This is a genomic window from Halotalea alkalilenta DSM 17697 (assembly GCF_000621205.1).
Taxonomy (GTDB): Bacteria; Pseudomonadota; Gammaproteobacteria; order Pseudomonadales; family Halomonadaceae; genus Halotalea; species Halotalea alkalilenta.
In genome coordinates this window covers 92893-114908 of record NZ_KK211227.1, presented here as the reverse complement: position 1 = coordinate 114908, position 22016 = coordinate 92893, and the positions used below count along the sequence as shown (strand labels likewise).

Below are 22016 nucleotides of genomic sequence, written 5' to 3'. Positions count from 1 at the left end.
CAAGGAGTCGTCCCATGCGTAAGCTGCTCGCCGTCGCTGTCCTCGCAGTGACCCCCCTGTTGAGCTTTTCGGTCCAAGCCGCGGAGAAGGTCCGGATCGGCTATTGGACCAGCGGCGTCAGCCTCGGCTATGGCTCGGTGCTGGAATCCAAGGATTTCCTCGCCGAGCGGGGGATCGATGCCGAGTTCGTTCACTTCCCCGACGTCAACGCGCCGATGCGCGCGCTCGCCGCGGGTTCGATCGATCTCGCATTTGGTGCACCGCTGGCCGGCGTGTTCAGTACCGCGGCCGAAGGCGTACCGGTCAAGATCTTCGCCGCCACCCAGCCCGCCGACGTTCAGTTCGTGGTGTCGGAGGACTCGCCGATCGAGTCGCTGGACGAACTGCGCGGCAAGAAGATCGGGATGTCGCCGGCCGGTTCATCGGTCGCGGTGATCGCAAGCGCCGTGCTCGCCGGCAACTACGGCATCGGCAGCAATGATTTCTCGCTGGTCGGCGGCAACGAATCGCGCCTTGCCCAGTTCCTCGCCCAGAAGCAGGTGGATGGCGCTGCGCTGCGCTCGGTGACTATCGCCCAGCTCGGTGACGAGTTGAAGGTCAAGCGGCTCGGCAGCTTCGCCGATGAATGGCGCAAGCTGACCGACTCCGATTCGGTGCCCTACATCGGCGTTGGCGCGGTCAACGCCGGGCTGGTCGATGCGCACCCCGAGACCGTCGCACGGGTGATCGCCGCGTTGCGTGACACCCTGGCCTGGGGCGAGGCGCATCCCGATGAGGTCATCTCGATCCTCCAGAGCAGTGCCAATCTGCCGGAGCATGACGCGCGGGTCTATGTCGGCCAGTGGAGTGCGATGAACCGAGTGGCCTTCGAGCCGGAGGATATCGAGACGCTCAAGCGCCAGCACCAGGTGTTCGCCGACAGCGGCCTGATCAGGGGTGAGCTCGACGACGCCCTGTTCGCCACCCAACCCTATGCTCGAGCCGAGCAGCTGCGATGACCGAGGAGACGAGAGACGTGAGCAAAACCATGAAAGCGCTGGTGCTCGACGAGCATGGCGAGCTGGACCGCCTGCACGTTGTCAGCGACAAGCCGGTGCCGGCGGCTGGCGAAGGACACGTCGTCGTACGCGTCGGTGCCTCGTCGTTCAACTATCACGACGTGTTCACGGTCAACGGCATGCCCGGCATCAAGGTGCCGCTGCCGGTGGTGATCGGCCTCGACCTGGCTGGCACGGTGAGCGAGGTGGGCGCAGGTGTCGAGGGTTGGCAGGTGGGTGAGCGGGTGTTGGTCAATCCGCTCAAGCCCGGCGTCGGGCTGATGGGAGAGATGACCGATGGCGGCATGGCGGAGTACGCGCTGGTCGACGCACGCCAGCTGATCCGCCTGCCCGACGCGGTGAGCTTCGAGCAGGCGGCGGCGCTGCCGGTGGCCTATGGCACCGCGCACAGGATGCTCATCACCCATGCCACGGTGAAAGCGGGCGATCGGGTGCTGATCCTCGGTGCCAGCGGCGGGGTGGGCACCGCCTGCGTGATTTTGGCCAAGCTGCTCGGTGCCGAGGTGATCGCCTGCGCCGGCAGCGAAAGGAAGGCCGAGCAGCTCAAGGCGCTGGGGGCTGACCAGGTGGTCAACTACCGCACCACCGACTTCTCGAAATGGGCGATCGGCCAGTATGGCAAGCCGCAGCGGCGCACTTTCGAGGGCGGCGTCGACGTGGTGATCAACTTCACCGGCGGCGACACCTGGGTGCCATCGCTCAAATGTCTCAAGCGCGGCGGCACCCTGCTGGTCTGCGGTGCCACGGCGGGCTACGCCCCGGCCGAGGATCTGCGCTACGTCTGGAGCTTCGAGCTCAACATCAAGGGCTCCAACAGCTTCTACGAGCAGGACTTGGCCGCGCTGCTCGATCTCGTCGCCACCGGCAAGGTGGACCCGGCGATCGACCGCGTGCTGCCGTTGGAGCAGGCGGCCGAGGGCCTGGCGCTGATCCGCGACCGCGAGGTGCTGGGCAAGGTGATCGTGACGCCCTGAGTGGGCACATGACGCTTTCCATCAGCTCATCCATGACTCACTAGGCGAGATCGACCATGACCGAAACAATCCCCACCCCCGCCGATATCCAGGCCAGTCTGCTCAAGGGCCCTTACCATCAGTGGCTCGGACTGCAGGTGGTGTCCGTCGGCGAGGGCAGCATCGAACTGAGCGCCAAATGGCGCGAAGAGTGGGTCGTCAACCTAGCGGGCGGCTACATCCATGGCGGGATCCTCGCCGCGCTGGTGGACTTGACCGCCGACTGGGCCTTGGTCTCCAAGACCGGTAGGGGAGTGCCGACCATCGATCTGCGCGTGGACTACCATCGTCCGGCGAAGGGCGACCTGCGTTCGACCGGCAGGGTGATCAAGTTCGGCAGGCAGGTATCGGTGGCCGAGGCGCAGGTCTTCGATAGCGAAGGGCGCCTGGTGGCGAGCGGCCGCGGGGTGTATTCCACGCCTGATTCCGCCTCGGCGAAGGCCTAGGGCTCGACGATGAGCGCCGAACTCGATCACCTGGTGATCAATACCCGCTTCGGCACCGATGCCGCCGCCGAGCTTTTCGCCGCATTGGGTTTCACCCTGACCCCGCGCGGCTACCATTCGCTGGGCTCGATCAACCATTTGATCGTGTTCGAGCAGGGCTATCTGGAGCTGATCGGCCTGCCGTCGGGTACCGACAGGCTGCGCCAGGAAGTGTTGGCAAGCCCGCTCGGCATCGACGGCCTGGTGCTGGCCTGCGACGACCCCATCGCGACCCATGAGCGGCTGGTGCGCCAGGGCTTTGCGGCCCAGCCGGTGCAGCGGTTCTCGCGTCCGGTGGAGGTCGATGGCGTCGAGCAGGAGGCGCGTTTCGCCACGGTTCGCCTGCCCGGTGAGTTCGCCGCGGGCCGGGTCTACTTTTGCCACCACGAAACCCCCGAACTGGTCTGGCGGCGTGAGTGGCTCGGCCATGCCAACGGCGTCAGCGGCATCGCGCGGCTCACCGTGGTGAGCGCCGAGCCCAAGGAGAGCGCCCGGCGCTATGCCAGGCTCGGCGGCTTCGATGGCGACTTCCAGCTCGATATCGTCGATGCGCAGGCGCTGGTGGCGCGCTTCGGCGCGCTCGCCGGGGATGGGGAGCCGTGCCCGGAGCGCTTTGCCGCCATCAGCCTGCGCTGCGCCGACCCGGCGCTGCTCGCTCGGCGCGCCGCGGCACTCGGGTTGGCGCATGGCCCCACGCCGGCGGGTGTGGGCGTCTCGATCCCCTCATTCGCCACTCTGCTCGAGTTCGTCCAATGAATCCGTCCAACCGCAATCTGGCTGGCGTCCTCGACGCCGGTGTCGAGCGCGACCAACTCGCCTTCATCGGCCTGGACAGCGCCATGCGAGAGTCCCGCTACAGCTTTGGCCAGCTCGATGAGCTGGTCAACGCCGTCGCCCGCGGGCTGCTCGCCCGCGGCTATGCGCCGGGCGAGCGTATCGCGATACTTGCGTCCAACTCGGTGGAGTATCTCGCCGTGGTGCTCGGTACCATGCGCGCCGGGCTGGTGTCGGTACCGGTCAACTTCAAGCTGCCCAAAGCGTTGATCGAATACGTGGTCAACGACAGCGGCGCCCGGCTGCTGCTCTGCGACCGGGCGCGGCTGGCCCTGGCACCCGATGGCGTCGACCGCCTGACGCTCGAAGGAGAGGGGCCGGAGCGGCTGTCGCAGCTGCTCGACCCAGGGCCGCTCGAGATGTTCCAGCCGCGGGGCGAGGAGCCGGCGATGATCCTCTATACCTCCGGCTCCACCGGCAAGCCTAAGGGCGTGGTGCTCAGCCACGCCGCCCACCTGTGGGTGGTGCGCACCCGCCTGGAGGCGACGCCGCTTTGCAACGAGCGGGCACTGATCGCCGCGCCGTTCTACCACATGAACGCCCTGGCACTGGCGCTGCTGAGCCTCGCCTCCCGGGCGACTACGGTGCTGCTCGCGCAGTTCACCGCGCAGGCTTACCTGCAGGCCATAGAGCGCTATCGCTGCACCTGGCTCACCGCGGTACCGCCGATGATCGCGATGATCCTGCGCGAGCCGCTGGAGGGCGTGGATCTCTCCTCGGTACGGGTGGTGAGGATGGGCTCGGCCCCAGTGAGTGCCAGCCTGCTGGAGCAGATCCACCGGCTGCTGCCCAACGCGCGGGTGATCAACGCCTATGGCACCACCGAAGGTGGCCCGGTGGTGTTCGCAGCCCACCCCGCTGGGCTTGCGACCCCGCCGCTGGCGGTGGGCTGCGCCCATCCCCAGGTAAGCCTGCGCCTGCGCGATGAGGAAGGTAAGGAGAGCGACCAGGGGGTGCTCGAGCTGAAAAGCCCAGGGCTGATGTCCGGTTATCATCAGCGCCCGGACCTGGCGAGCCCCTTCACCGCGGATGGCTACTATGTCACCGGAGACGTGTTCCATCGCGACGCCGAGGGGTTCTACACCTTCGTCGGGCGGCGCGATGACATGTTCGTCAGCGGTGGCGAGAACATCTACCCCGGCGAGATCGAAAAGATGCTGGAGGGCCACCCCGCGGTGCAGCAAGCCTGCGTGGTGCCGGTGGAGGATGAGATCAAGGGCTACAAGCCGGTCGCTTTCGTGGTGCTGCGCCCCCTGGCGCGGGCGAGCGAGGAGGAGCTCAAGGCGTTCAGCCTGGAGCATGCCGCGGCTTACCAGCATCCGCGCCGGATATGGCTGCTCGACGCACTGCCGCTGGCCGGGACCAACAAGATCGATCGCCACGCCCTGCGCATGCGCGCGGCCCAGCTATGGCAAGGCTTGCGATGGGAAGAAGAGTGAGGAAGGCGCGCAGCCATCGGCCGTCTAAGGCGTCGCGCTACCGCGGTTTCTTCGCCGGCAGCCGATAGCCTTTGACCGAGATGGCCCGGACCCGCTCGAGTTCTTGCTCGAAGGCCTTGATCTGCTGATCGTCGGCAGCGGATCGCCGTTTGGACGATCCATCCATGATAGTCATCGACGTCTTTCGCCTCCTTGGCTCGGAAGTGATCAGTGTAGATTAGTGGGAGAACTGTTTCAGTTTTTATATTAAGCCGCGATGTTGTTCGTTTCTCACCTGATCAATGTACCGATCAATGGCGTTTCAAGCGCGCCTTAAAACAGCGTTGCGCCCTTAGATGCATCCACATCGCCATCGCGCGATCCTTCCACCTCGTCATGCATATCCCTCGCCCCCACGCCAGGCCCGGGATCGACATGCTGGAACGGGTGGAAGGTTCGGCGCTGGGTCTTCGGTGCGCGAGTGTGAATATCGATATTCAACTATCGGAAATAAGAGATTCGAAATAGATATCCGGTTGAAATTCAACGTCCTCTAACCGGCAGGTACTATGGTGCCCGTTCTCCTCGCCCGTCTGTTTCGCAATGGCATACGAACTTTCGATAGGGCCGGGCCTTGATATCGGTGCCGTCTACAGTGGGACTTTTTCGACCTTGATCCTCTCGATATGAATACTTCCCGTGTTTATCCACCGAGTCCTGGGGTACTTACCGACGCGCTGGCGTTCGCCATCCAGCGCTCCTCCCCATCGCAGGCTTCGGCGCGGGCGGCCGCGCGCCGCGGGGTGGCTGATTTCATCGCCTCCGCGCTGCCGGTTGCCACCGCTCTAGTGCCCGATTCGGGGCTTGGCCCGGTGCGTGAAATGTTCGCCCTGGATGAACCCGGACACCGGGCGGTAGTGCTCGGCTATCTCGGCCATGCGTTGGATTTCGACGATTACCATCCCGGAATGCGGGGGCATCCGAGTACGGTGGTCCTGTCCGCCTTGCTGGCGGCATGGAAGCAGCACCCTGGCTCGAGCGAAGAGCTCCTCAGCGCCTACATCCTCGGGGTGGAGGTCGCCGGAAGGCTTGGGTTGGCGATAGGTTCGCGCCACTATGTCGCCGGTTTCCACTCGACCGCGACGCTCGGCACCATCGCGGCCGCCGCCGCGGTGGCCAGACTGCTTCGTCTCGACATCGAACGCACGGCGATCGCGCTCGGTCTGGCGGCGACCCAGGCCGCCGGTTTGCGGGCGCAGTTCGGCTCGGCCGCCAAACCCTTGCATGCAGGCCTTGCGGCTCGGGCGGGCTATGAGTCAGCAAGGCTGGCAGCGCTGGATTTTCCCGCCAACCGGGAGGTGTTGCCGGGGTTTCTCGACACCCTGGGGCTCGGCGCTGCTCGTCCCGAGCGACTGCTGGCGGATTGGGGCGCGCCATGGCGCATCGTCGCGCCGGGCCTCGAGTTCAAGCGCTACCCTACCTGCGGCGGCACCCATGGCGCGGCGGATGCCGCGCTGGCGCTGCGCGTGCGGCTGGTCGAAGCATATGGCACCGATGATCTGGACGATTTGATCGAGCAGGTAGTGGTGCAGTTTCCGCCCGGTGCCGATGTCGCCCCCTTCATCCGCGTACCCAAAAACGGTGTCGAAGCGCGCTTCAGCCTCGAATACGTGATCGCCGCAGCGCTATTGGAAGGTGAGGTGGCGCTCTCCCGTTTCGTCGAAGGGCCGGTGGATGCCCGCCTGGCCGCGCTGGCAGCGCGGGTGGTGCGCGAGGAAGATCCCGCCGCGACGCCGGACGCGCTCGATCCCGACGCGCGTTTTCACCGCATCATCCTGCGCCTCACCTCCAAACGTGAACTGGTCGAGCAGGTGACCAGGGCCGAGGTCGTGGCGCGGCCGGTCGACATCGACGCCAAGCTCACCGGGACGCTCGATGGCCCGGCGCTGGATCGGCTCCGCCATCATCTTGCGCTGCGCAGCGACCGGGACATCGCCGCTTTGCTCGAATTTCTCATCCCGAACGGAAGCACACCATGAGTAATGCTGACATTGAGCCTCGGCGACAGCTGAGGCTAGGTCTCTTCGTACAGGCGCTGGGCCACCATGTCGGTGGCTGGCGTCATCCCGAGGCGAAGGGCTCGCCGACCGATATCGACTGGTTCGGCTGGATCGCCGAAACCGCCGAGCGCGGGGGCTTCGATATGTTCTTCGTCGGCGATGCGCTGGCCACCAGCGTGCATAGGCTGCCATCGACGATGTCACGGCTCGAGCCGCTGACTCTGCTCGCCGCCCTTGCCGGGCGTACCCGGCATATCGGTCTGGCCGCGACCGCCTCGACGACCTTCGACCAGCCGTTCCACCTCGCTCGCGCACTGGCCTCGATCGACCACATCAGCCACGGCCGCGCGGCATGGAACGTGGTCACTTCCTTTTCCGAGGGGGCCGCCCGCAATTTCAGCCGTGAGGACCTGCCGAGCCATGCCGATCGCTATGCGCTGGCGCAAGAGTTTCTCGAAGTGACCCATGCGCTGTGGGATGGCTGGGAGGAGGGTGCGATCGTGGCCGACAAGGCGCGCGGGATCTATGCCGATGACGACAAGATCCACCCAGCCAACCATCGCGGTAAGCATTTTTCCGTCGAGGGTCCGTTGAACATCGCCCGCTCACCCCAGGGGCGGCCGGTGATCATCGAAGCCGGCTCCTCGCCCGCTGGTCAGCGCCTCGCCGCGCAGACCGCCGAGGTGGTGTTCACTGCCGCCGCCACCCTGAAGGAAGGACAGGCGTTCTACCGCAGCCAGAAGCGGCTGGTCGCGGCGGCAGGGCGCAATCCCGACCATCTGCTGGTGCTGCCGGGGGTGATGCCGATCGTTGGGCGTGACCGTGCCGAGGCGCAGCGGACTTGGGATCAGCTCAATCAATGGGTCGATATCGACAACGGCATCCAGCAGCTCTCCGCGCGTTTCGGTTTCGATCTGTCCGCTCATCCCCTCGATGGGCCAGTGCCGGAGGTCGGCGAAGTGGAGGGCGGCCAGAGCCGTGTACGTCTGCTCACCGATCTCGCTGCGCGCGAGGGGCTGACCCTGCGCCAGCTGGCGGCGGTAGCGGCGGGCTCGCGCGGGCATCGGGTGGTGGTCGGTGACGCGAATGACATCGCCGACGACTTCGAGAACTGGCTCGAGCAGGGCGGTGCCGATGGATTCAATGTGATGCCCGCGGTCCTGCCCGGCCAGCTCGAGCTGTTCGTCGACCTGGTGATCCCCGAACTGCGCCGCCGTGGATTGTTCCGCGAGAACTATGCATTCGACACCCTGCGCGAGAATCTCGGCCTGCCCAGCGTGGCCGAGAATTTCGCCAACCTGCGCCCCTTCGCCGACGAGTACGCTTGATGAGCATATTGAGACGATTCGCCCTTACCATGACCCTGGCCTTGTCGGTCTGCGCCACCGCGCAGGCGCAGCAGTCCAACGTACCGATCAAGACCGACTTCGAGGTCAGCGCCGACCCAGCGCTGCAAGCGATCCTTCCTGATGCCATACGGCAGGCCGGGGTCATCAATATCGGCACCAACCCCAATACGCCGCCGACGGTGTTCTATGGCGAAGACAACCGCTCGCTCGAGGGTCGGGAAGTAGATGTGATGACCGCCATCGCGCATCGTCTTGGGCTTGAGCCCCGCTGGCACGATGCGGGCGGTTTCGACAACATCATTCCGGGGCTGAGCACCGGGCGCTACGATGCCGCGCTGGCCAATCTCGACGTCAATTCGGTGCGCCTCAAGCGGATCGATTTCGTCAGCTATTTCAACAATAACCGCCTCGGCATGGTGGTTCGAAGCGATGCCGGCGACGAGCGGCTCACCGAATTGGACCAGCTCTGTGGCAGGACCGTCGGCGGTGGCTCCGGTACCCAGAACGTGGCGGTGCTCGAACAGCAGAGCGAGCGCTGCGTCGCCGAAGGCAAAGAGAAGATCGACATACCGCTGTTCCCCGACCGTCCGTCAGGCGTGCAGTCGGTGGTCAGCGGGCGTACGCCGGCATTCTTCGGTCCCTATGAAGGGCTCAAGTACCAGGCGTCGGCCTCTCGCGGTGCGCTGATGCTGGGCGGAGAGTTCGAGGTGCCGCCGAGCTACGTCGGCATCGGCCTCGGCAAGGACTCCGAGCTCACCGAGCCGGTGCGTCAAGCGCTGCAATCGCTGATCGACGACGGTACCTATCGACGGATCCTCGAGCGCTGGGAGATCGGCTATGGCGCGGTGAGCGAGGCCAGGAGCAACCAGGAGATCCTCGATGGTGCCTGAGCCTGCCGCGGCGCCGCTGAAGGTGGTGCGCAAGCGCCACTACGGGCGCTGGTGCTCTGCGCTCGTGGCACTGGCGGTCGTCGCGCTGATGATCGATTCGATGGTTCGCAACCCCAATTTCGAGTGGGAGGTGGTGGCGCGCAATCTCACCAGCGACTCGATTCTCGCAGGGGTGGGCATGACCATCGAGCTGACCTTCATCTCAGTGGTGTTCGGCTTCGCTGGCGGCATCGTGCTGGCATTGATGCGACTCAGCGCCAATCCGGTCCTGGTGGCGGTGAGCTGGACCTACACCTGGCTGTTTCGCGCAGTGCCGATGCTGGTCCAGCTGTTCCTCTGGTACAACATCGCCGCGCTCTATCCTCGGCTGGCGCTGTCCATCCCCGGTCTCGGCGAGCTGTGGTCTGCGCCGACCAACAGTGTGATCAGCCCGTTCAGCGCCGCCGTGATCGCCCTGGTGATGCACCAGGCGGCCTATGCCGCCGAGATCGTTCGTGCCGGTATCCTCGGCGTCAATGCAGGCCAGCACGACGCCGCCCAGGCGTTGGGGCTGACCCCGTTCCAGGGTTTTCGCCGTGTGGTCCTGCCCCAGGCGATGCGTACCATCCTGCCGCCGGCGGGTAACGAGGTGATCGGGCAGCTCAAGACCACCGCGGTGGTATCGGTGATAGCGCTGCAGGATCTGCTCTATTCAGCGCAGATCATCTATCAGCGTACCTATGAGGTGATTCCACTGCTGATGGTGGCGACGATCTGGTACATGGCGATGACCACGCTGTTGTCGATCGGCCAGTTCATGATCGAGCGCCACTACGGTCGCGGCGCCGCGCAGCAGAGTGCGATGTCGTGGCAATGGCTGGCTCGCGGTGCGCTTCCCCGGTCGGGAGCACGCCGATGAGTGCCGCGATCGAAATCTCCCGGGTGAGCAAATCGTTCGGTTTCACCCGCGTGCTCGACGACGTTTCGCTGGCGATCCCCGAGGGCAGCGTCTGCGTGGTGCTCGGGCCGTCCGGATCGGGAAAGTCGACCCTGCTGCGCTGCGTCAATCACCTCGAGAGCGTCGATGCGGGCACCATCGAAGTCGGCGGTGAGCTGATCGGCTATCGCCGCGACGGCGACCGGCTGCACGAGCTCAGCGCCCGCGCGGTGGCGCGCCAGCGCGCGCGTATCGGCATGGTGTTCCAGCATTTCAACCTGTTCCTCCACCGGACCGTGATCGAGAACCTCATCGAGGCGCCACTCTTGGTGCGCCGCGAGTCCAAGGCGGTCGCCATCGCACGCGCCCAGCGCCTGCTCGCCCAAGTCGGTCTTGCCGATCGCGCAGCGGCCTGGCCGCGCGAACTTTCCGGCGGCCAGCAGCAGCGCATCGCGATTGCACGGGCGCTGGCGATGGAGCCGGAGGTGATGCTGTTCGATGAGCCGACTTCCGCACTCGATCCGGAGCTGGTCGGTGACGTGCTGCAGGTGATGAAGTCGCTGGCTCGCAGCGGCATGACCATGATGGTGGTGACCCATGAAATCGGCTTCGCCCGCGAGGTCGCCGACCAGATCGTGTTCATGGACCAGGGCCGGATCATCGAGTCCGGCCCGCCGAGCCAGGTGCTGGACGCGCCGCGCCACGAGCGCACCAGCGCTTTTCTTTCCACCGTGCTGTAGGCCGGTCGTATCGTCTGGTGGCCGACGAAAGGCCGCCTTCGTTCACTTTCATACATGCGCAGGAAGTTTCGATGACCTCTTCACCAGATCCCCTGGTATCCACCGACTGGCTCGCTCGTCATCTCCACGACGACGCGCTGGTGGTGCTCGATGCCACCTACACCTTGCCTGGGGTGACGCCCACCGGTGGCGAACTCTATGCCCAGCGGCATATCGAAGGCGCGCGTTTCTTCGACATCGATGCCTTCGCCGATCCCGGCTCGTCGCTGCCCCATATGCTGCCCGACCCCGCGCTGGCCGAGAGGCTGATCGGCGAGCTGGGAATCGACGACGATACGCTGGTGGTGGTTTACGACACCCCGGGGCTGATGTCGGCGGCGCGCGCCTGGTGGACGCTCGAGGTGTTCGGACACCGGCGCACGAGGCTGCTCGACGGCGGTTTGCGAAAATGGCTCGCCGAGGGCCGCGAAGTCACCGCGCAACCGTCGCATTGGGCGCCACGGCGGTTTCGCGCGCGCTTCAGGCCGGAGCTGGTCCGCGACCAGAGGGCGGTGGAGGAGAACCTCGCTTCGCACCGCGCCCAGCTGATCGATGCGCGCAGCGCTTCTCGCTTCACCGGCGCCGAGGCGGAGAAGCGCCCTGGCCTTCGTTCGGGGCACATACCGGGCAGCCTCAACCTCGCATTCGATCGGCTGAGCGATCCAACCACCGGCCGGATGCTCGATGAGCGTACGCTGCGTGCTCGCTTCGAGACCGTCGGGCTCGACTGGCACGCGCCGGTGATCGCCAGCTGTGGCTCGGGGGTCACCGCCTGCGCGCTGGCCTTCGCGCTGTACCGGCTCGGCAAGCACGACGTGGCGGTCTATGACGGCTCCTGGATGCAGTGGGGGGCGGACGAACGCTTGCCGTGCGCGCAGGGCGAATCCAGTTTCGAACCGGGGAAGGAGTGAGAGCAGCGATGCATGAACGAAGCAAGGCCTTCAGCGAATTGCGCGAACGTTTCGCAGATCGCTTCACCACCGATGTCGCCACGCTGGTCGCTCACGCCGGCGGCAAGGCGCATCACGCGCCGGCGAATCCCGACGCGGTGTTATTCGCCGAGAGCACTGAGGAAGTGGCGCTCGCGGTATCGCTCTGCGCGCGCGAGCGGATTCCGCTGGTCGCTTTCGGCGCGGGTACCTCGCTCGAAGGGCAGCTGAGCGCCCAGCGAGGCGGGCTCAGCATCGATCTCTCGAGGATGGATCGGGTGCTGCGGGTCAGTGCGAGCGATCTCGACTGCACCGTGCAGGCCGGTGTTACCCGCGAGGGGCTCAACCAGGCGCTGGTGGCCGAGGGCCTGTTCTTCCCGATCGATGCGGGAGTCGGTGCGACGCTGGGCGGAATGGTCGCCACCCGCGCCTCTGGAACCAACGCGGTGCGCTACGGCACCATGCGTGAAAACGTACTGGCGCTGACCGTGGTGCTGGCCGACGGCCGGGTGATCAAGACCGGCGGCCGCGCGCGCAAGTCCGCCGCCGGTTACGACCTCACCCGCCTGCTGGTCGGCTCGGAAGGCACGCTTGGCATCATCACCGAAGTCACCCTGCGGCTCTACGCCATACCCGAAACCAGCTCGGTCGCGGTTTGTGGATTTCCTTGCGTGGGGGATGCGGTCGACACCGCCATCGCGGTGGTGCAGAAGGGCATACCGATCGCCCGCATGGAACTGATGGATCGGCGCTTGGTGCAAGCGGTCAATGCCTATTCGGGGCTCTCGCTCGCACCGCGGGACACGCTGGTGTTCGAGTTCGCCGGCTCGGCCGCAGCGGTGGCCGAGCAGATCGAAAAGGTCGAAACGATCGCCGCCGCACACGGCGCGGTGGGCTTCGAATGGGCCAGCGAAATTGAAGCCCGCGAGCGTTTGTGGGCTGCGCGCAAGGATGCGTTCTTCGCCATCGTCGCCCAGCGTCCCGGTGGCCGGGGGTGGAGCTCCGACGTCTGCGTACCGGTCTCGCGACTCAGTGAATGCATCCTGCATGCCCAGGCCGCCCTCGACACCACCCAGGTGCCGGCCGCGATCCTCGGCCACGTCGGCGATGGCAATTTTCACGCGGTGTTTTCGGTCGATCCCGCGCGGCCCGAGGAGATGGCCGAAGTCGCGCGGATCAACTCGGCGATCGTCGATAAGGCGCTCTCGGTGGGCGGCACCTGTAGCGGTGAACATGGCATCGGCACCGGCAAGATCGACTACTTGAAGCGCGAATGCGGCGAACAAGCGATCGATGTCATGCTGGCGCTGAAGCGCGCCCTCGACCCCTTCGAGCTGATGAATCCCGGCAAGGTCTTCTCCACCAGCGACCCGCGCTGAGCCTTGGGAGACTGGAGAGCTCCTGGTCGTTGAGGCCGGAGACGGACAGGTCCGCCGTTGCTCCGCTGAAGTTCCGGTCTGATCAAGAGCGATTCATCGCCCCGGCATCATCTTGGTGTCATCTCGGTCAGTGATGATCGAGCCCGAGCGGGCCGAGATGGAGAATCCAGATGAAGACCTCCGAGCTGATCGCGCATCTCGAGGTGCTGCGCCGGCAGAAGGGCGATGTCGACGTGTTGATCCGCGTAACCGGCAGGCCGGGGGAGTATCTCGACCTCTACGCGCCGGAGCCGGTGCTGATCACCCGCCAGAGCCAGCGCCAAGGAGTGCTTGGCGAAGACTGGGTGATCGTACTGGGTTGAGCCGCCAGAAGCGTTCGCCTCGAGGGCGAGTAACTGGCATCGAGAGATCGCGCGGTGGTGGCAAGGCCGTGGTTCGACTCGGCTCGTCCCTCGCCGGCTATCCGAGCATCCTGAGTAAGCGAAGCGCATCGAAGGACACGAACGGACCAATGAACCCGTTCGTCCCGAGCGGCGCCTGTACGCGCCAAGGCCGAGCACACGCTCAGCAATGGGGGCGCCAGTCGAGGGATCGAGCGGCGGCGGTAAGGCCGTGGTTCGACTGCCCTCGTTCCTCGGGCGCTATCCGAGCATCCTGAGCGAGCGAAGCGAGTCGAAGGGCACGAACGGTATCGAAGCGTCCTCGGGCGCTAGCCGCAAACGGCCCAATAACCCCGTTCGTCCCGAGCGGCGCCTGTACGCGCCAAGGCCGAGTGCCGGCTCGGCAATGGGGGCGCCAGTCGAGGGATCGTGCGGCGGCGGTAAGGCCGTGGTTCGACTGCCCTCGTTCCTCGGGCGCTATCCGAGCATCCTGAGCGAGCGAAGCGAGTCGAAGGGCACGAACGGTATCGAAGCGTCCTCGGGCGCTAGCCGCAAACGGCCCAATAACCCCGTTCGTCCCGAGCGGCGCCTGTACGCGCTAAGGCCGGGTGCCGGCTCGGCAATGGGGGCGCCAGTCGAGGGATCGAGCGGCGGCGGGTGGGCTGGTGCGCTCAACTGTATCGATACGACAGGCACTCGTTCTTGCGCGGCCCTTCGATCTTCCAGCTCAACGAGAAGCCGCTCGGGGTCAGGGTCAGTGTCGCGCTGTAGCTGTCGCTGCCGCAGGGATGGGGCTGTTCGCTGTGCAGCGAGTCGGTGCCATCGTCATGCTCCACCAGGTCGAAAAGCCACACCGCGTTGGCCTCACCGCGGCGTTCATGGTGCAGCCGCAGGCGGTCATCGAACCACGTCAGTCGATAACGATTGCGAAATGCCACTGGGCGGGGGTGCTGCTCGCTGAAGAATTCGCCGGCTTCGTCGAGCCTTACCACCCGTCGGGCGCCTTCCAGGCCTGAATGGATGGTGACCCGGCCTTCGCCGCGTCCGTTCCAGCCGGTCTTCGAGCCGGGCAGGGTGTGGGCGGTGAATTCCATTCGGGTGATTGCATCGATGCGCTCGCCAAGGCGTATAATCGTCGTCAACTTTAGATTTCCAAAAAGGTTTACCACTCGATGGGTTACTTGCTGGGCGTCACGCTGTTGTGGTCGTTCTCATTCAGCCTGATTGGCGTCTACCTCTCAGGACAGGTGGATAGCTACTTCTCGGTGCTGGTGCGCATCCTGCTCGCGCTGCTGCTGTTCCTGCCGCTGCTGCGGCCGCGGCGCATCGCGCCGCGCACGGCGTGCGGTCTGATGGCGGTCGGCGCGGTGCAGATCGGGGCGATGTACATCTTCTACTATCAATCCTTCGAACTGCTCAGCGTGCCCGAGGTGCTGCTCTTCACCATCCTGACGCCGATCTACGTGACCCTGATCGACGACGCGCTGGCCAAGCGGTTCTCGCCATTCTACCTGGGCACTGCCGCGATTGCGGTGGTCGGTGCGCTGCTGATCAGCCATCCTGGCGTGGAGCCGGGCTTCTGGCGAGGGTTCTGGATGGTCCAGGCATCGAATCTTTGCTTCGCGCTCGGCCAGGTCGCCTATCGGCGCCTGCCTGGGCTCGCCGCCGTCGATGGTACCAAGCTCTCCGCCTTGCATCAGTTCGGCTGGTTCTATGTCGGCGCCGCGATCCTGGTGGTGCCTGCTTTCGTGCTCTTCGGTGACGCTTCGCGACCGGCGACGACGGCGGTGCAGTGGAGCGTGCTGCTGTGGCTCGGCCTGATCGCCTCCGGCCTGGGCTACTTCTTCTGGAACGAGGGTGCGCGTCGCGTCGATGCCGGCACGCTTGCGATCATGAACGAGGCGCTGAAGCCCGCGGGCCTGGCGGTCAATGTGCTGATCTGGAACCGGGATGCGGACGTGCTGAGGCTGACCCTCTCTGCGCTGGTGATCGGCTTCGCGCTGTGGCTCAACCTGTGGTGGACCCGCAGGCGCCGCCGCCTGGCGATCGCTTGAAGGTCATAGCGGCACGCGCAGCGGCCAGCGCTGGGCGGTGATGATCGTTGGCATCAGCGGCTCGCCGTCCAGGTCGAACAGGGCAAGCCGCAGCGGCCGCGGGGCCTCGCCCTGGTCGAAGTGCCCGGCGAGCTGGCGTTCGAATGCATCGATCGGTAGCAGCTTGGCATCGCGCGGCGGGTGCAGCGCGTGGGGCATGCCGAGACGAAATCCATAGGCGGGTGCGTAGCGTGTGCGAAACGCAGGCCATTGGTGCCAGTGCAGCCAGCGTCCGACGAGATGCCCGGGCTTGGCGTCGCGGGGGGCGGGCAGTGCGTTGGGCCAAGGATGGAAGAGCACGCCGAGCATCGCGCACTGGCGCTCGATCGGTCCTGCGGTTTCAGCCGCCAATGCGCTACCCAACTGCTGGTTCAGCGCGGCGCGGGCGAGTGGGGCGTCGAGCAGCCGGGTCTGCTGCTCGGTGAGATGGCGAAGCTTGAGCTCGAGGCTGTCGCGGCCGTCGGTGCCGATCCAGCGCCGGGCCGAGTCGGGCGCGCCGGGGCCGGGATCCAGGCCGAGATAGAACTTGATCGCCAGTTCGAGGTGAATCAGCCGGTGGGGGGCGTCGCGGCGTCGATAGAGCAAATCGAGTTCGCCGAGGGTGCGCTGGTCGGCGCGCAGCACTTGGTTGGCGGCGATAAGCTCGGCGTTGGGGGCGCGTGCGATCAGCCACTGCCACAGCCGTTCGACGTACTCGCCCAGCCGCCTGCTCGGGCGTTCGTCGAGCCAGGCGGCGAAGGGCGGCGCTTCCTCGGCGCGGCCGCGGCGCCAGCTCGGGTCGAGCACGCCGAGCGCATCCAGCGCAGGGTAGCGGGTGCCCTCGGGCTGGGCCAGCGGCGGGGCATCGAGCAGCCAGGCGAGGTCCGCGTGCGCGCGGGCTGCTAATCTCGGATCGCAAGGCAACGTCATCCGGTTTGCTCCCGGTGAGCGGCAGTCAGCATAATGGCCCGCATCGCCTCGCCCTCGAACCACCAGTGGAAAGCTTCCATGGCCCAATTCAGAACGGTCGGCCTGATCGGCCGTCCAGGCAGCCGCTACACCGACGAAACCCTGCGCCGGCTGCTGCGCTTCTTGCTCGCTCGAGGTCATCGGGTGGTGCTCGAAGAGGGCGTCGAATACATCGATGCCGCAGCCGACGAGGCGGTGCCCAATCAGCATATCATGCGCGCCAGCCTGGCCATGCTGGGAGAGAACTGCGACCTGGCGATCGTAGTCGGCGGCGATGGCAGCATGCTCGGCGCCGCTCGTAGCCTGTGCATCAGCGGCACGCCGGTGGTCGGCGTCAACCAGGGGCGGGTCGGTTTTCTCACCGACATTTCCCCCGACGACATGGAGCTCAAGCTCGCCGAGCTGCTCAGCGGACACTTCGAGCTCGAGGAGCGCTTCCTGCTCGATTCGACGGTCGAGCGCGAAGGCGTCTCCGTCGCTCGCGCCCATGCGCTCAACGACGTGGTGGTCCACCCCGGGCAGGTTGCGCGGATGATCGAATTCGATCTCTACATCGACGACCTGTTCGTCTATCGCCAGCGCTCCGACGGTATCATCATCGCAACGCCCACCGGTTCCACCGCCTATGCCTTGTCCGCCGGTGGTCCGATCCTGCATCCGAAGCTTGATGCGGTGGTGCTGGTGCCGATGTTCCCGCATACGCTCTCGAGCCGGCCGCTGGTGGTGCCGGCCGACAGCGAGATCCGGCTGCACGTCTGCGGCAAGCTCGACCAGCAGCCGCTGCTCAGCTGTGACGGCCAGACCCAGCTGCTCACCCATGCGGGCGACGTGCTGAGGATCAGGCGCAAGCCCGAGCGGCTCAAGCTGCTCCATCCGCTTGGGCACAGCTATTATGAGAGCTGTCGCAGCAAGCTTGGCTGGAGCAACAACGGGCAATGAGCATTGCGCTGGCGCAGGGTGGCGGGGTCGATCTGATCGGCGACGTGCACGGCTGCGCCAGCCTGCTCGAACGGCTGCTCGAGCGACTCGACTACTACCGTGGACGCGATGGCGTATGGCGGCATGCGCATCGTCGCGCGCTGTTCCTCGGTGATCTGATCGATCGTGGACCGGAGATTCGCGAGACGGTGGAGCTGGTGCGCGAGATGGTCGCGGCCGGCAGCGCGGAGGCGCTGCTCGGCAACCACGAGGTCAGCGCGCTGCGTGCGTTTCTCCACCCCGGCGGCGTGCGGGTGCCGCGCGTGCACAAGGCTACCCTCGAGCAGTACAGCGGTTACGAGGCGCAGTGGCGAGACACACTGGAGTGGATGCTCGAGCGGCCGCTGTGCGTCGAGGGAGAGCGCTTTCGCGCTGTCCACGCCTGCTGGGACCCGTCGCTGGTGCAGCCGTTCCTCGCCAGCCATCCCGATGGCCGGATCGACCACATGATGCTCGAACGGGCGAGCGACCCGCAGAGCTTCTTCCACCAGCTGTTCGATCGGTTGACCCGTGGGCCCCAGCTGCGCCTGCCGGGAGAGCGTACGATCACCTCGCGCGACGGTATCGAGCGTCACAGCTTCCGCACCAGCTTCTGGATCCCAGGCCCCGAGTGCTATGGCGACGTGGTGTTCCAGCCGGACCCGCTGCCGGACGATCTCGAACGCCGGCCGCTGGAGGAGAGCGCCAAGCGGCGGCTGGTTTCCTATGGCGATGATCAGCCGCCGCTGTTCGTTGGCCATTATTGGTGCCGTGGCGTGCCGGCGCTGATCGCGGCGAACCTGGCCTGTCTCGATTACAGTGCAGTGAACGGCGGCGCCTTGGTGGCCTATCGCTTCGATGGCGAGCGCAGGCTCGACGCCGACCGCCTGGTCTGGATCGACGCCGCCCGAGATTGATTCGATTTTTTTTGGCTACCGGTGAACTTTCTCCGCAAGCCGCCGTCAAAGTAAGTGTTCCCTTGAATGATCCCTTGCTCTAGCCCGGTCGGTTCTGCCACCGGGTTTCTTTTTGTCCGCGACACTCCTGCGCTCCCCGGTTCTCGCCGTGGATGCCGATCGGTTACCATGCAAGCGCTTCTCGTCTCGTACCGTCAGGACCCCGCCGATGCCACCACCCGTGATGCGTTTCCCTCCCCGGCTCGACCTCGCGCCGCTGCGCCGCGCGCTGTGGGCGGCGAGGATCAACCATTACTATCGCGAGGATGGGGAAGGCCAGTGGATCGTGCTCACCGACGCCAATCGCCTCGCTGAGGCGCGCGAGCTGGCCGAGCGCTGGCAGGCCGGCGAGCGCCTTGACGTGGTGGTTCCTCCGAAGGCCGCACGGGGCGGCGGCAGGGCCGTTAAGGCGCTTTCGAGCGCGCCGCTCACCGTGGCGCTGGTGGCGGTCTGCGTGGTGGTCTTCCTGCTGATGCAGGGCCTTCAACTGATGATGGTCGAGGCGCTGGCGATCGCGCCGCTGACTTTCTCCGCCAGCGGTGTCGGCAGCGCCGGGCTCGGCGCGACCCTGTCCAGCGGCCAGCTTTGGCGCCTGTTCACCCCCGCACTGATGCATTTCGGTGTGAGCCACCTGGTGTTCAACCTGATGTGGGTCTGGTACTTCGGCCGTCAGATCGAGCTGCGCGGCGGTACGCTGGCGCTGGCGTTGCTGGTCGCGATCACCGCGCTGGTCGGCAACCTCGCTCAGTACGCCGCGGGGGGCCTGCTGTTCGGCGGCATGTCCGGGGTGGTCTATGGGCTGCTCGGCTACGTTTGGCTGCGCGCGCGCCAAGCGCCCGCGAGCGGCTATCATCTGCCCCAGATGCTGATGCTGTTCATGCTGGGTTGGCTGGTATTGTGCATGACGCCGCTGGCGGCCTGGATCGGTTTCGGCAACGTGGCCAACGAGGCCCACCTCGGAGGCCTGCTCTCAGGCCTCGCCGCGGCGCTCGCGGTCCACGCGCGGGCGGCGGCCCGGTGAGTGATTCCAAGGAGATGACGATGAGTGAGATGACCTTCGACAAGATGGCGCAGCAGATGAGCCCGGAGATCTATCACAATCTCAGGCGTGCGGTGGAGCTGCGCAAATGGCCCGACGGGCGGATGCTCAGCCGCGAGCAGCTGGCGCTTTGCCTCGAGGCGATGATCAAGTACGAGTGCGAGCACCAGGTGCCCGAGGAGCAGCGCACCGGCTACCTGGACCGCACCAAGCATCGTGATGACGAGCGCGGCGGCGAACCCGAGGCCGAGCGGATCAGATGGCGGGAGTGACTGCGCCCGGCCCGCTCACTGCCGATGTGGCTCAGCCGCTCGAACTCGTGGCGGACTGCGCCGGTGCCAGCGAGCGCCGCCGCGCTTCCATCCGTTCGAGGAACACCTTCATCACCCGGGTGTAGATCTCGCGGCCGAGGAACACGTCCTCGATGCCCGCGTCGATATTGGGATTGTCGTTGACCTCGATCACCACCACCCGCTGTTCGCTTTGCTTCAAATCCACGCCGTAGAGACCATCGCCGATCAGCCGGGTGGCCCTGAGCGCCGCCTTGATCACCTTGGCCGGCACCTTGGCCGGGTCGATGGTATCGAAGCCGCCGCTGCGTACCTTGCCTTTGCTGTGGTCGTAGATCTGCCAGTGGCCACGCGCCATGTAGTAGCGGCTGGCGAACAGCACCTCGCCATCGATCACGCCGATGCGCCAGTCGTACTCGGTGGGCATCCATTCCTGCAGCAGCAGCAGCGCGGAGTCCTCGAACAACGTGCTCGCCTCGCGCACCAGCTGCTCGCTGGATTCGATCTTGACCACCCCGCGTGAGAAGGCGCCGTCCGGCACCTTGAGCACCTGGGGATAGCTCAGCGTCGCCGCCAGCCGGCGCAGGGCGGGAAGATCGCCGCGGTGCAGCAGCCGGCCGCGCGGCGCCGGTATGTCGTGGGTGCCGAGCAGGGCATGGAGATAGACCTTGTTGGTACAGCGCAGGATCGAACGCGGGTCGTCGATCACCACCAGCCCTTCGTGCTCGGCACGCTTGGCCATGCGGTAGGTGTGATGGTCGAGATTGGTGGTCTCGCGGATGAACAGCGCATCGAACTCGGCCAGGCGCCCCTCATCCTTGCGGGTGATCAGACTGACGTCGATGCCGAGCCGCCGACCGGCGCGGATGAACTGCTTGATCGCCGCGCGATTGCTCGGTGGCAGGGCCTCGCCCGGGTCGACCAGCATCGCCAGGTCGAAGCGGTAGCGCCTGCGCGCCGCCGGCGTACGCCAGACCTGGCGCGAATGTCGATTGAGCGCACGGGCGAAGCGCTCCTCCTCGTCTTCGCGCAGGGCCTCGAGCGGCAGCGGCTTGAGCCGCTCGAGCCGCCAGCCTTCTCCGCGTCGCCCTAAGCGGGCTTCGAGGATGGGGGCCGGCATCCGTTCGAACAGCCAGCGGCCGAGCCGCTCGAGGCCGGGCAGGCCGCTGTCGCCGAAGAACAGCCGCAGGCGCAGCTGGTCACCCTCCAGCAGGCCGCGTTTGGCTTGTTCGGCGATCACCGCGTCGACTCCGTCGAGCTCCAGGTGGGTGAGCGCCTTGCGCGACAGCTGGTTGAGCGTCTCGACGCTGGGCTGGACTCGCTGTCCGCGGGCCTGGGCAAGCAGCGAGACGTAGTAGCCGGTGCCGAGATAGCCGAGCTCGCCGCACAGGTTGATCACATGGGTGGCTTTGTCGGAGGCATCCAGGGCGAGGAAGTCCCGCGCGGTGATGACATCGTCGCTGGGATAGAAAGGGCGCCAATCGCTGATCCGATCGACGACGATGCGCAAGCGTGACATGGTGCTGATCCCGTATTGAAGCGGTGCGCGAGGAGGCCAGCATGCGCTAGCCTTGCGCCAGGAACAAGCGCTCGCCATCATGGCGCCCGCCGCCCTGGAGCCATGGATTCCCGATGACCGACGCCACCGCAGGCGCAGTGCTCGAACTGCGCACCGCGCACCCCGACGACCTCGACGAACTCGAGGAGCTCGAGTTCGACAGCTTCGACGGCGATCGCTTCAACCGCCGCCAGCTGCGCTATCTGCTCAGCCGCGCCCGCGCCGTGACCGTGGTGCTCGAGGACGCCGCCGGTACATGCGCACCGCCGCAGCGCATCCTCGCCTATGGCACCCTGCTGTTGCGCAGCAACAGCCACAGGGCTCGTCTCTACTCCCTCTGCGTGCACCCGGCCGCGCGCGGCAGTGGTCAGGGGCGCCGACTGCTGGTCGAACTCGAACGCCGCGCGCTCGAGCACGGGGCCAGCGAGCTGGTGCTCGAGGTTCGCGCCGACAACCGCCGGGCTCTGGGTCTCTACCGCCGGATGGGGTATCGCACCCTGCACTGGATCGATGACTACTACAGCGACGGCTGTGCGGCGTGGCGGATGTCGAAGCCGCTGCCGGCGATCCTGGACTGAGCGCTTGCTCCAAGGGCAGTCGAACCACGGCCTCACCGCCGCCGCTCGATCCCTCGACTGGCGCCCCCATTGCCGAGCCGAGATTCGATCCCGGTGTGTATGGCGCC

General features: G+C 66.2%; 23 protein-coding genes. 19 read left to right on the top strand and 4 right to left on the bottom strand.

Annotated elements, in window-relative coordinates; genetic code table 11:
* The first annotated feature begins 14 nt into the window (after nt 1-14).
* From Q376_RS0111595 to Q376_RS22405, 5 genes are read left to right on the top strand one after another with little or no spacing between them, the layout of a single operon-like run.
* Entirely contained in the window at nt 15-998 is a 984-nt protein-coding gene (locus Q376_RS0111595; RefSeq protein ID WP_027350458.1) for an ABC transporter substrate-binding protein, read from the top strand.
* A 17-nt stretch (nt 999-1015) separates the two neighbouring features.
* The gene (locus Q376_RS0111590) at nt 1016-2032 is read left to right on the top strand and encodes a zinc-binding dehydrogenase (RefSeq protein WP_027350457.1); all 1017 of its coding nucleotides are present in this window, start codon (nt 1016-1018) and stop codon (nt 2030-2032) included.
* Nucleotides 2033-2088: 56 nt separating this feature from the next.
* A complete protein-coding gene (locus Q376_RS0111585; RefSeq protein WP_027350456.1) occupies nt 2089-2517 on the top strand; it encodes a PaaI family thioesterase in 429 nt (142 codons plus the stop codon).
* Nucleotides 2518-2526: 9 nt separating this feature from the next.
* Nucleotides 2527-3312: a VOC family protein gene (locus Q376_RS22410; RefSeq protein ID WP_043447613.1), complete on the top strand. Its 786-nt coding sequence runs from the start codon at nt 2527-2529 to the stop codon at nt 3310-3312.
* A complete protein-coding gene (locus Q376_RS22405) occupies nt 3309-4829 on the top strand; it encodes a class I adenylate-forming enzyme family protein (protein WP_043447608.1) in 1521 nt (506 codons plus the stop codon). The genes Q376_RS22410 and Q376_RS22405 overlap by 4 nt, the downstream gene beginning before the upstream one ends.
* Before the next feature lie 37 nt (nt 4830-4866).
* Here the strand turns inward: Q376_RS22405 and Q376_RS24835 are convergent, their stop codons facing one another.
* Nucleotides 4867-5004 carry a hypothetical protein gene (locus Q376_RS24835; protein WP_155834325.1) on the bottom strand — a complete coding sequence of 46 codons (138 nt, stop codon included), beginning with the start codon at nt 5002-5004 and terminating at the stop codon, nt 4867-4869.
* 490 nt (nt 5005-5494) lie between these two features.
* On the opposite strand from Q376_RS24835, the gene Q376_RS0111565 reads away from it, so the two are divergent.
* From Q376_RS0111565 to Q376_RS0111530, 8 genes are all read left to right on the top strand, one after another.
* Entirely contained in the window at nt 5495-6847 is a 1353-nt protein-coding gene (locus Q376_RS0111565; RefSeq protein ID WP_052365173.1) for an MmgE/PrpD family protein, read from the top strand.
* Nucleotides 6844-8196 carry an LLM class flavin-dependent oxidoreductase gene (locus Q376_RS0111560; protein WP_027350454.1) on the top strand — a complete coding sequence of 451 codons (1353 nt, stop codon included), beginning with the start codon at nt 6844-6846 and terminating at the stop codon, nt 8194-8196. Before Q376_RS0111565 ends, Q376_RS0111560 begins: the two co-directional genes overlap by 4 nt.
* Entirely contained in the window at nt 8196-9107 is a 912-nt protein-coding gene (locus tag Q376_RS0111555) for an ABC transporter substrate-binding protein (protein ID WP_081803523.1), read from the top strand. The genes Q376_RS0111560 and Q376_RS0111555 overlap by 1 nt, the downstream gene beginning before the upstream one ends.
* Nucleotides 9097-10005: an amino acid ABC transporter permease gene (locus Q376_RS0111550; RefSeq protein WP_027350452.1), complete on the top strand. Its 909-nt coding sequence runs from the start codon at nt 9097-9099 to the stop codon at nt 10003-10005. The genes Q376_RS0111555 and Q376_RS0111550 overlap by 11 nt, the downstream gene beginning before the upstream one ends.
* Nucleotides 10002-10763 carry an amino acid ABC transporter ATP-binding protein gene (locus Q376_RS0111545; RefSeq protein ID WP_027350451.1) on the top strand — a complete coding sequence of 254 codons (762 nt, stop codon included), beginning with the start codon at nt 10002-10004 and terminating at the stop codon, nt 10761-10763. Before Q376_RS0111550 ends, Q376_RS0111545 begins: the two co-directional genes overlap by 4 nt.
* Before the next feature lie 71 nt (nt 10764-10834).
* Nucleotides 10835-11713 (top strand): sulfurtransferase, encoded by an 879-nt coding sequence (locus Q376_RS0111540; protein WP_027350450.1) that lies wholly within the window; start codon nt 10835-10837, stop codon nt 11711-11713.
* A gap of 8 nt (nt 11714-11721) precedes the next feature.
* Complete coding sequence (locus Q376_RS0111535; RefSeq protein WP_027350449.1) at nt 11722-13110, top strand: FAD-binding oxidoreductase; 1389 nt, start codon at nt 11722-11724, stop codon at nt 13108-13110.
* A gap of 170 nt (nt 13111-13280) precedes the next feature.
* Nucleotides 13281-13472, top strand: a complete 192-nt coding sequence (locus Q376_RS0111530) for a hypothetical protein (RefSeq protein ID WP_027350448.1) — start codon at nt 13281-13283, stop codon at nt 13470-13472.
* Nucleotides 13473-14161: 689 nt separating this feature from the next.
* On the opposite strand, the gene Q376_RS0111525 is transcribed toward Q376_RS0111530, so the two are convergent.
* The gene (locus Q376_RS0111525) at nt 14162-14632 is read right to left on the bottom strand and encodes a DUF6314 family protein (protein WP_155834323.1); all 471 of its coding nucleotides are present in this window, start codon (nt 14630-14632) and stop codon (nt 14162-14164) included.
* Between the two features lie 30 nt (nt 14633-14662).
* On the opposite strand from Q376_RS0111525, the gene Q376_RS0111520 reads away from it, so the two are divergent.
* On the top strand, nt 14663-15544 hold the full coding sequence (locus tag Q376_RS0111520; protein WP_027350446.1) for an EamA family transporter: 882 nt from the start codon (nt 14663-14665) through the stop codon (nt 15542-15544).
* A 3-nt stretch (nt 15545-15547) separates the two neighbouring features.
* On the opposite strand, the gene Q376_RS22400 is transcribed toward Q376_RS0111520, so the two are convergent.
* Nucleotides 15548-16492, bottom strand: coding sequence for a DUF1853 family protein (locus Q376_RS22400; protein ID WP_052365167.1), 945 nt, complete (start codon nt 16490-16492; stop codon nt 15548-15550).
* 78 nt (nt 16493-16570) lie between these two features.
* On the opposite strand from Q376_RS22400, the gene Q376_RS0111505 reads away from it, so the two are divergent.
* The 4 genes from Q376_RS0111505 (at nt 16571) to Q376_RS0111490 (ending at nt 19755) form a co-directional block, all read left to right on the top strand.
* Nucleotides 16571-17470, top strand: a complete 900-nt coding sequence (locus tag Q376_RS0111505) for an NAD(+) kinase (protein WP_027350445.1) — start codon at nt 16571-16573, stop codon at nt 17468-17470.
* The gene (locus tag Q376_RS0111500) at nt 17467-18405 is read left to right on the top strand and encodes a metallophosphoesterase (RefSeq protein ID WP_155834321.1); all 939 of its coding nucleotides are present in this window, start codon (nt 17467-17469) and stop codon (nt 18403-18405) included. The genes Q376_RS0111505 and Q376_RS0111500 overlap by 4 nt, the downstream gene beginning before the upstream one ends.
* A gap of 208 nt (nt 18406-18613) precedes the next feature.
* Nucleotides 18614-19465 carry a rhomboid family intramembrane serine protease gene (locus tag Q376_RS22395; protein WP_052365165.1) on the top strand — a complete coding sequence of 284 codons (852 nt, stop codon included), beginning with the start codon at nt 18614-18616 and terminating at the stop codon, nt 19463-19465.
* Between the two features lie 20 nt (nt 19466-19485).
* Complete coding sequence (locus Q376_RS0111490; protein WP_027350443.1) at nt 19486-19755, top strand: YeaC family protein; 270 nt, start codon at nt 19486-19488, stop codon at nt 19753-19755.
* Nucleotides 19756-19786: 31 nt separating this feature from the next.
* Here Q376_RS0111490 and Q376_RS0111485 read toward each other — a convergent pair whose 3' ends face one another.
* On the bottom strand, nt 19787-21292 hold the full coding sequence (locus Q376_RS0111485) for a RimK family protein (protein WP_027350442.1): 1506 nt from the start codon (nt 21290-21292) through the stop codon (nt 19787-19789).
* Nucleotides 21293-21405: 113 nt separating this feature from the next.
* Here Q376_RS0111485 and Q376_RS0111480 point away from each other — a divergent pair, with 113 nt between their 5' ends.
* A complete protein-coding gene (locus tag Q376_RS0111480) occupies nt 21406-21909 on the top strand; it encodes a GNAT family N-acetyltransferase (RefSeq protein WP_027350441.1) in 504 nt (167 codons plus the stop codon).
* Nucleotides 21910-22016: the final 107 nt, after the last annotated feature.

What these genes read in the sequence shown, in the direction of transcription:
- Q376_RS0111505 (WP_027350445.1), top strand. Translation starts at nt 16,571, where the DNA reads ATGGCCCAATTCAGAACGGTCGGCCTGATCGGCCGTCCAGGCAGCCGC.
- Q376_RS0111555 (WP_081803523.1), top strand. Translation starts at nt 8,196, where the DNA reads ATGAGCATATTGAGACGATTCGCCCTTACCATGACCCTGGCCTTGTCG.
- Q376_RS0111545 (WP_027350451.1), top strand. Translation starts at nt 10,002, where the DNA reads ATGAGTGCCGCGATCGAAATCTCCCGGGTGAGCAAATCGTTCGGTTTC.
- Q376_RS0111540 (WP_027350450.1), top strand. Translation starts at nt 10,835, where the DNA reads ATGACCTCTTCACCAGATCCCCTGGTATCCACCGACTGGCTCGCTCGT.
- Q376_RS0111595 (WP_027350458.1), top strand. Translation starts at nt 15, where the DNA reads ATGCGTAAGCTGCTCGCCGTCGCTGTCCTCGCAGTGACCCCCCTGTTG.
- Q376_RS0111550 (WP_027350452.1), top strand. Translation starts at nt 9,097, where the DNA reads ATGGTGCCTGAGCCTGCCGCGGCGCCGCTGAAGGTGGTGCGCAAGCGC.
- Q376_RS22400 (WP_052365167.1), bottom strand. Translation starts at nt 16,492, where the DNA reads ATGACGTTGCCTTGCGATCCGAGATTAGCAGCCCGCGCGCACGCGGAC.
- Q376_RS0111535 (WP_027350449.1), top strand. Translation starts at nt 11,722, where the DNA reads ATGCATGAACGAAGCAAGGCCTTCAGCGAATTGCGCGAACGTTTCGCA.
- Q376_RS22395 (WP_052365165.1), top strand. Translation starts at nt 18,614, where the DNA reads ATGCCACCACCCGTGATGCGTTTCCCTCCCCGGCTCGACCTCGCGCCG.
- Q376_RS0111585 (WP_027350456.1), top strand. Translation starts at nt 2,089, where the DNA reads ATGACCGAAACAATCCCCACCCCCGCCGATATCCAGGCCAGTCTGCTC.
- Q376_RS22410 (WP_043447613.1), top strand. Translation starts at nt 2,527, where the DNA reads ATGAGCGCCGAACTCGATCACCTGGTGATCAATACCCGCTTCGGCACC.
- Q376_RS0111500 (WP_155834321.1), top strand. Translation starts at nt 17,467, where the DNA reads ATGAGCATTGCGCTGGCGCAGGGTGGCGGGGTCGATCTGATCGGCGAC.
- Q376_RS24835 (WP_155834325.1), bottom strand. Translation starts at nt 5,004, where the DNA reads ATGACTATCATGGATGGATCGTCCAAACGGCGATCCGCTGCCGACGAT.
- Q376_RS0111560 (WP_027350454.1), top strand. Translation starts at nt 6,844, where the DNA reads ATGAGTAATGCTGACATTGAGCCTCGGCGACAGCTGAGGCTAGGTCTC.
- Q376_RS0111485 (WP_027350442.1), bottom strand. Translation starts at nt 21,292, where the DNA reads ATGTCACGCTTGCGCATCGTCGTCGATCGGATCAGCGATTGGCGCCCT.
- Q376_RS0111530 (WP_027350448.1), top strand. Translation starts at nt 13,281, where the DNA reads ATGAAGACCTCCGAGCTGATCGCGCATCTCGAGGTGCTGCGCCGGCAG.
- Q376_RS0111480 (WP_027350441.1), top strand. Translation starts at nt 21,406, where the DNA reads ATGACCGACGCCACCGCAGGCGCAGTGCTCGAACTGCGCACCGCGCAC.
- Q376_RS22405 (WP_043447608.1), top strand. Translation starts at nt 3,309, where the DNA reads ATGAATCCGTCCAACCGCAATCTGGCTGGCGTCCTCGACGCCGGTGTC.
- Q376_RS0111520 (WP_027350446.1), top strand. Translation starts at nt 14,663, where the DNA reads ATGGGTTACTTGCTGGGCGTCACGCTGTTGTGGTCGTTCTCATTCAGC.
- Q376_RS0111565 (WP_052365173.1), top strand. Translation starts at nt 5,495, where the DNA reads ATGAATACTTCCCGTGTTTATCCACCGAGTCCTGGGGTACTTACCGAC.
- Q376_RS0111490 (WP_027350443.1), top strand. Translation starts at nt 19,486, where the DNA reads ATGAGTGAGATGACCTTCGACAAGATGGCGCAGCAGATGAGCCCGGAG.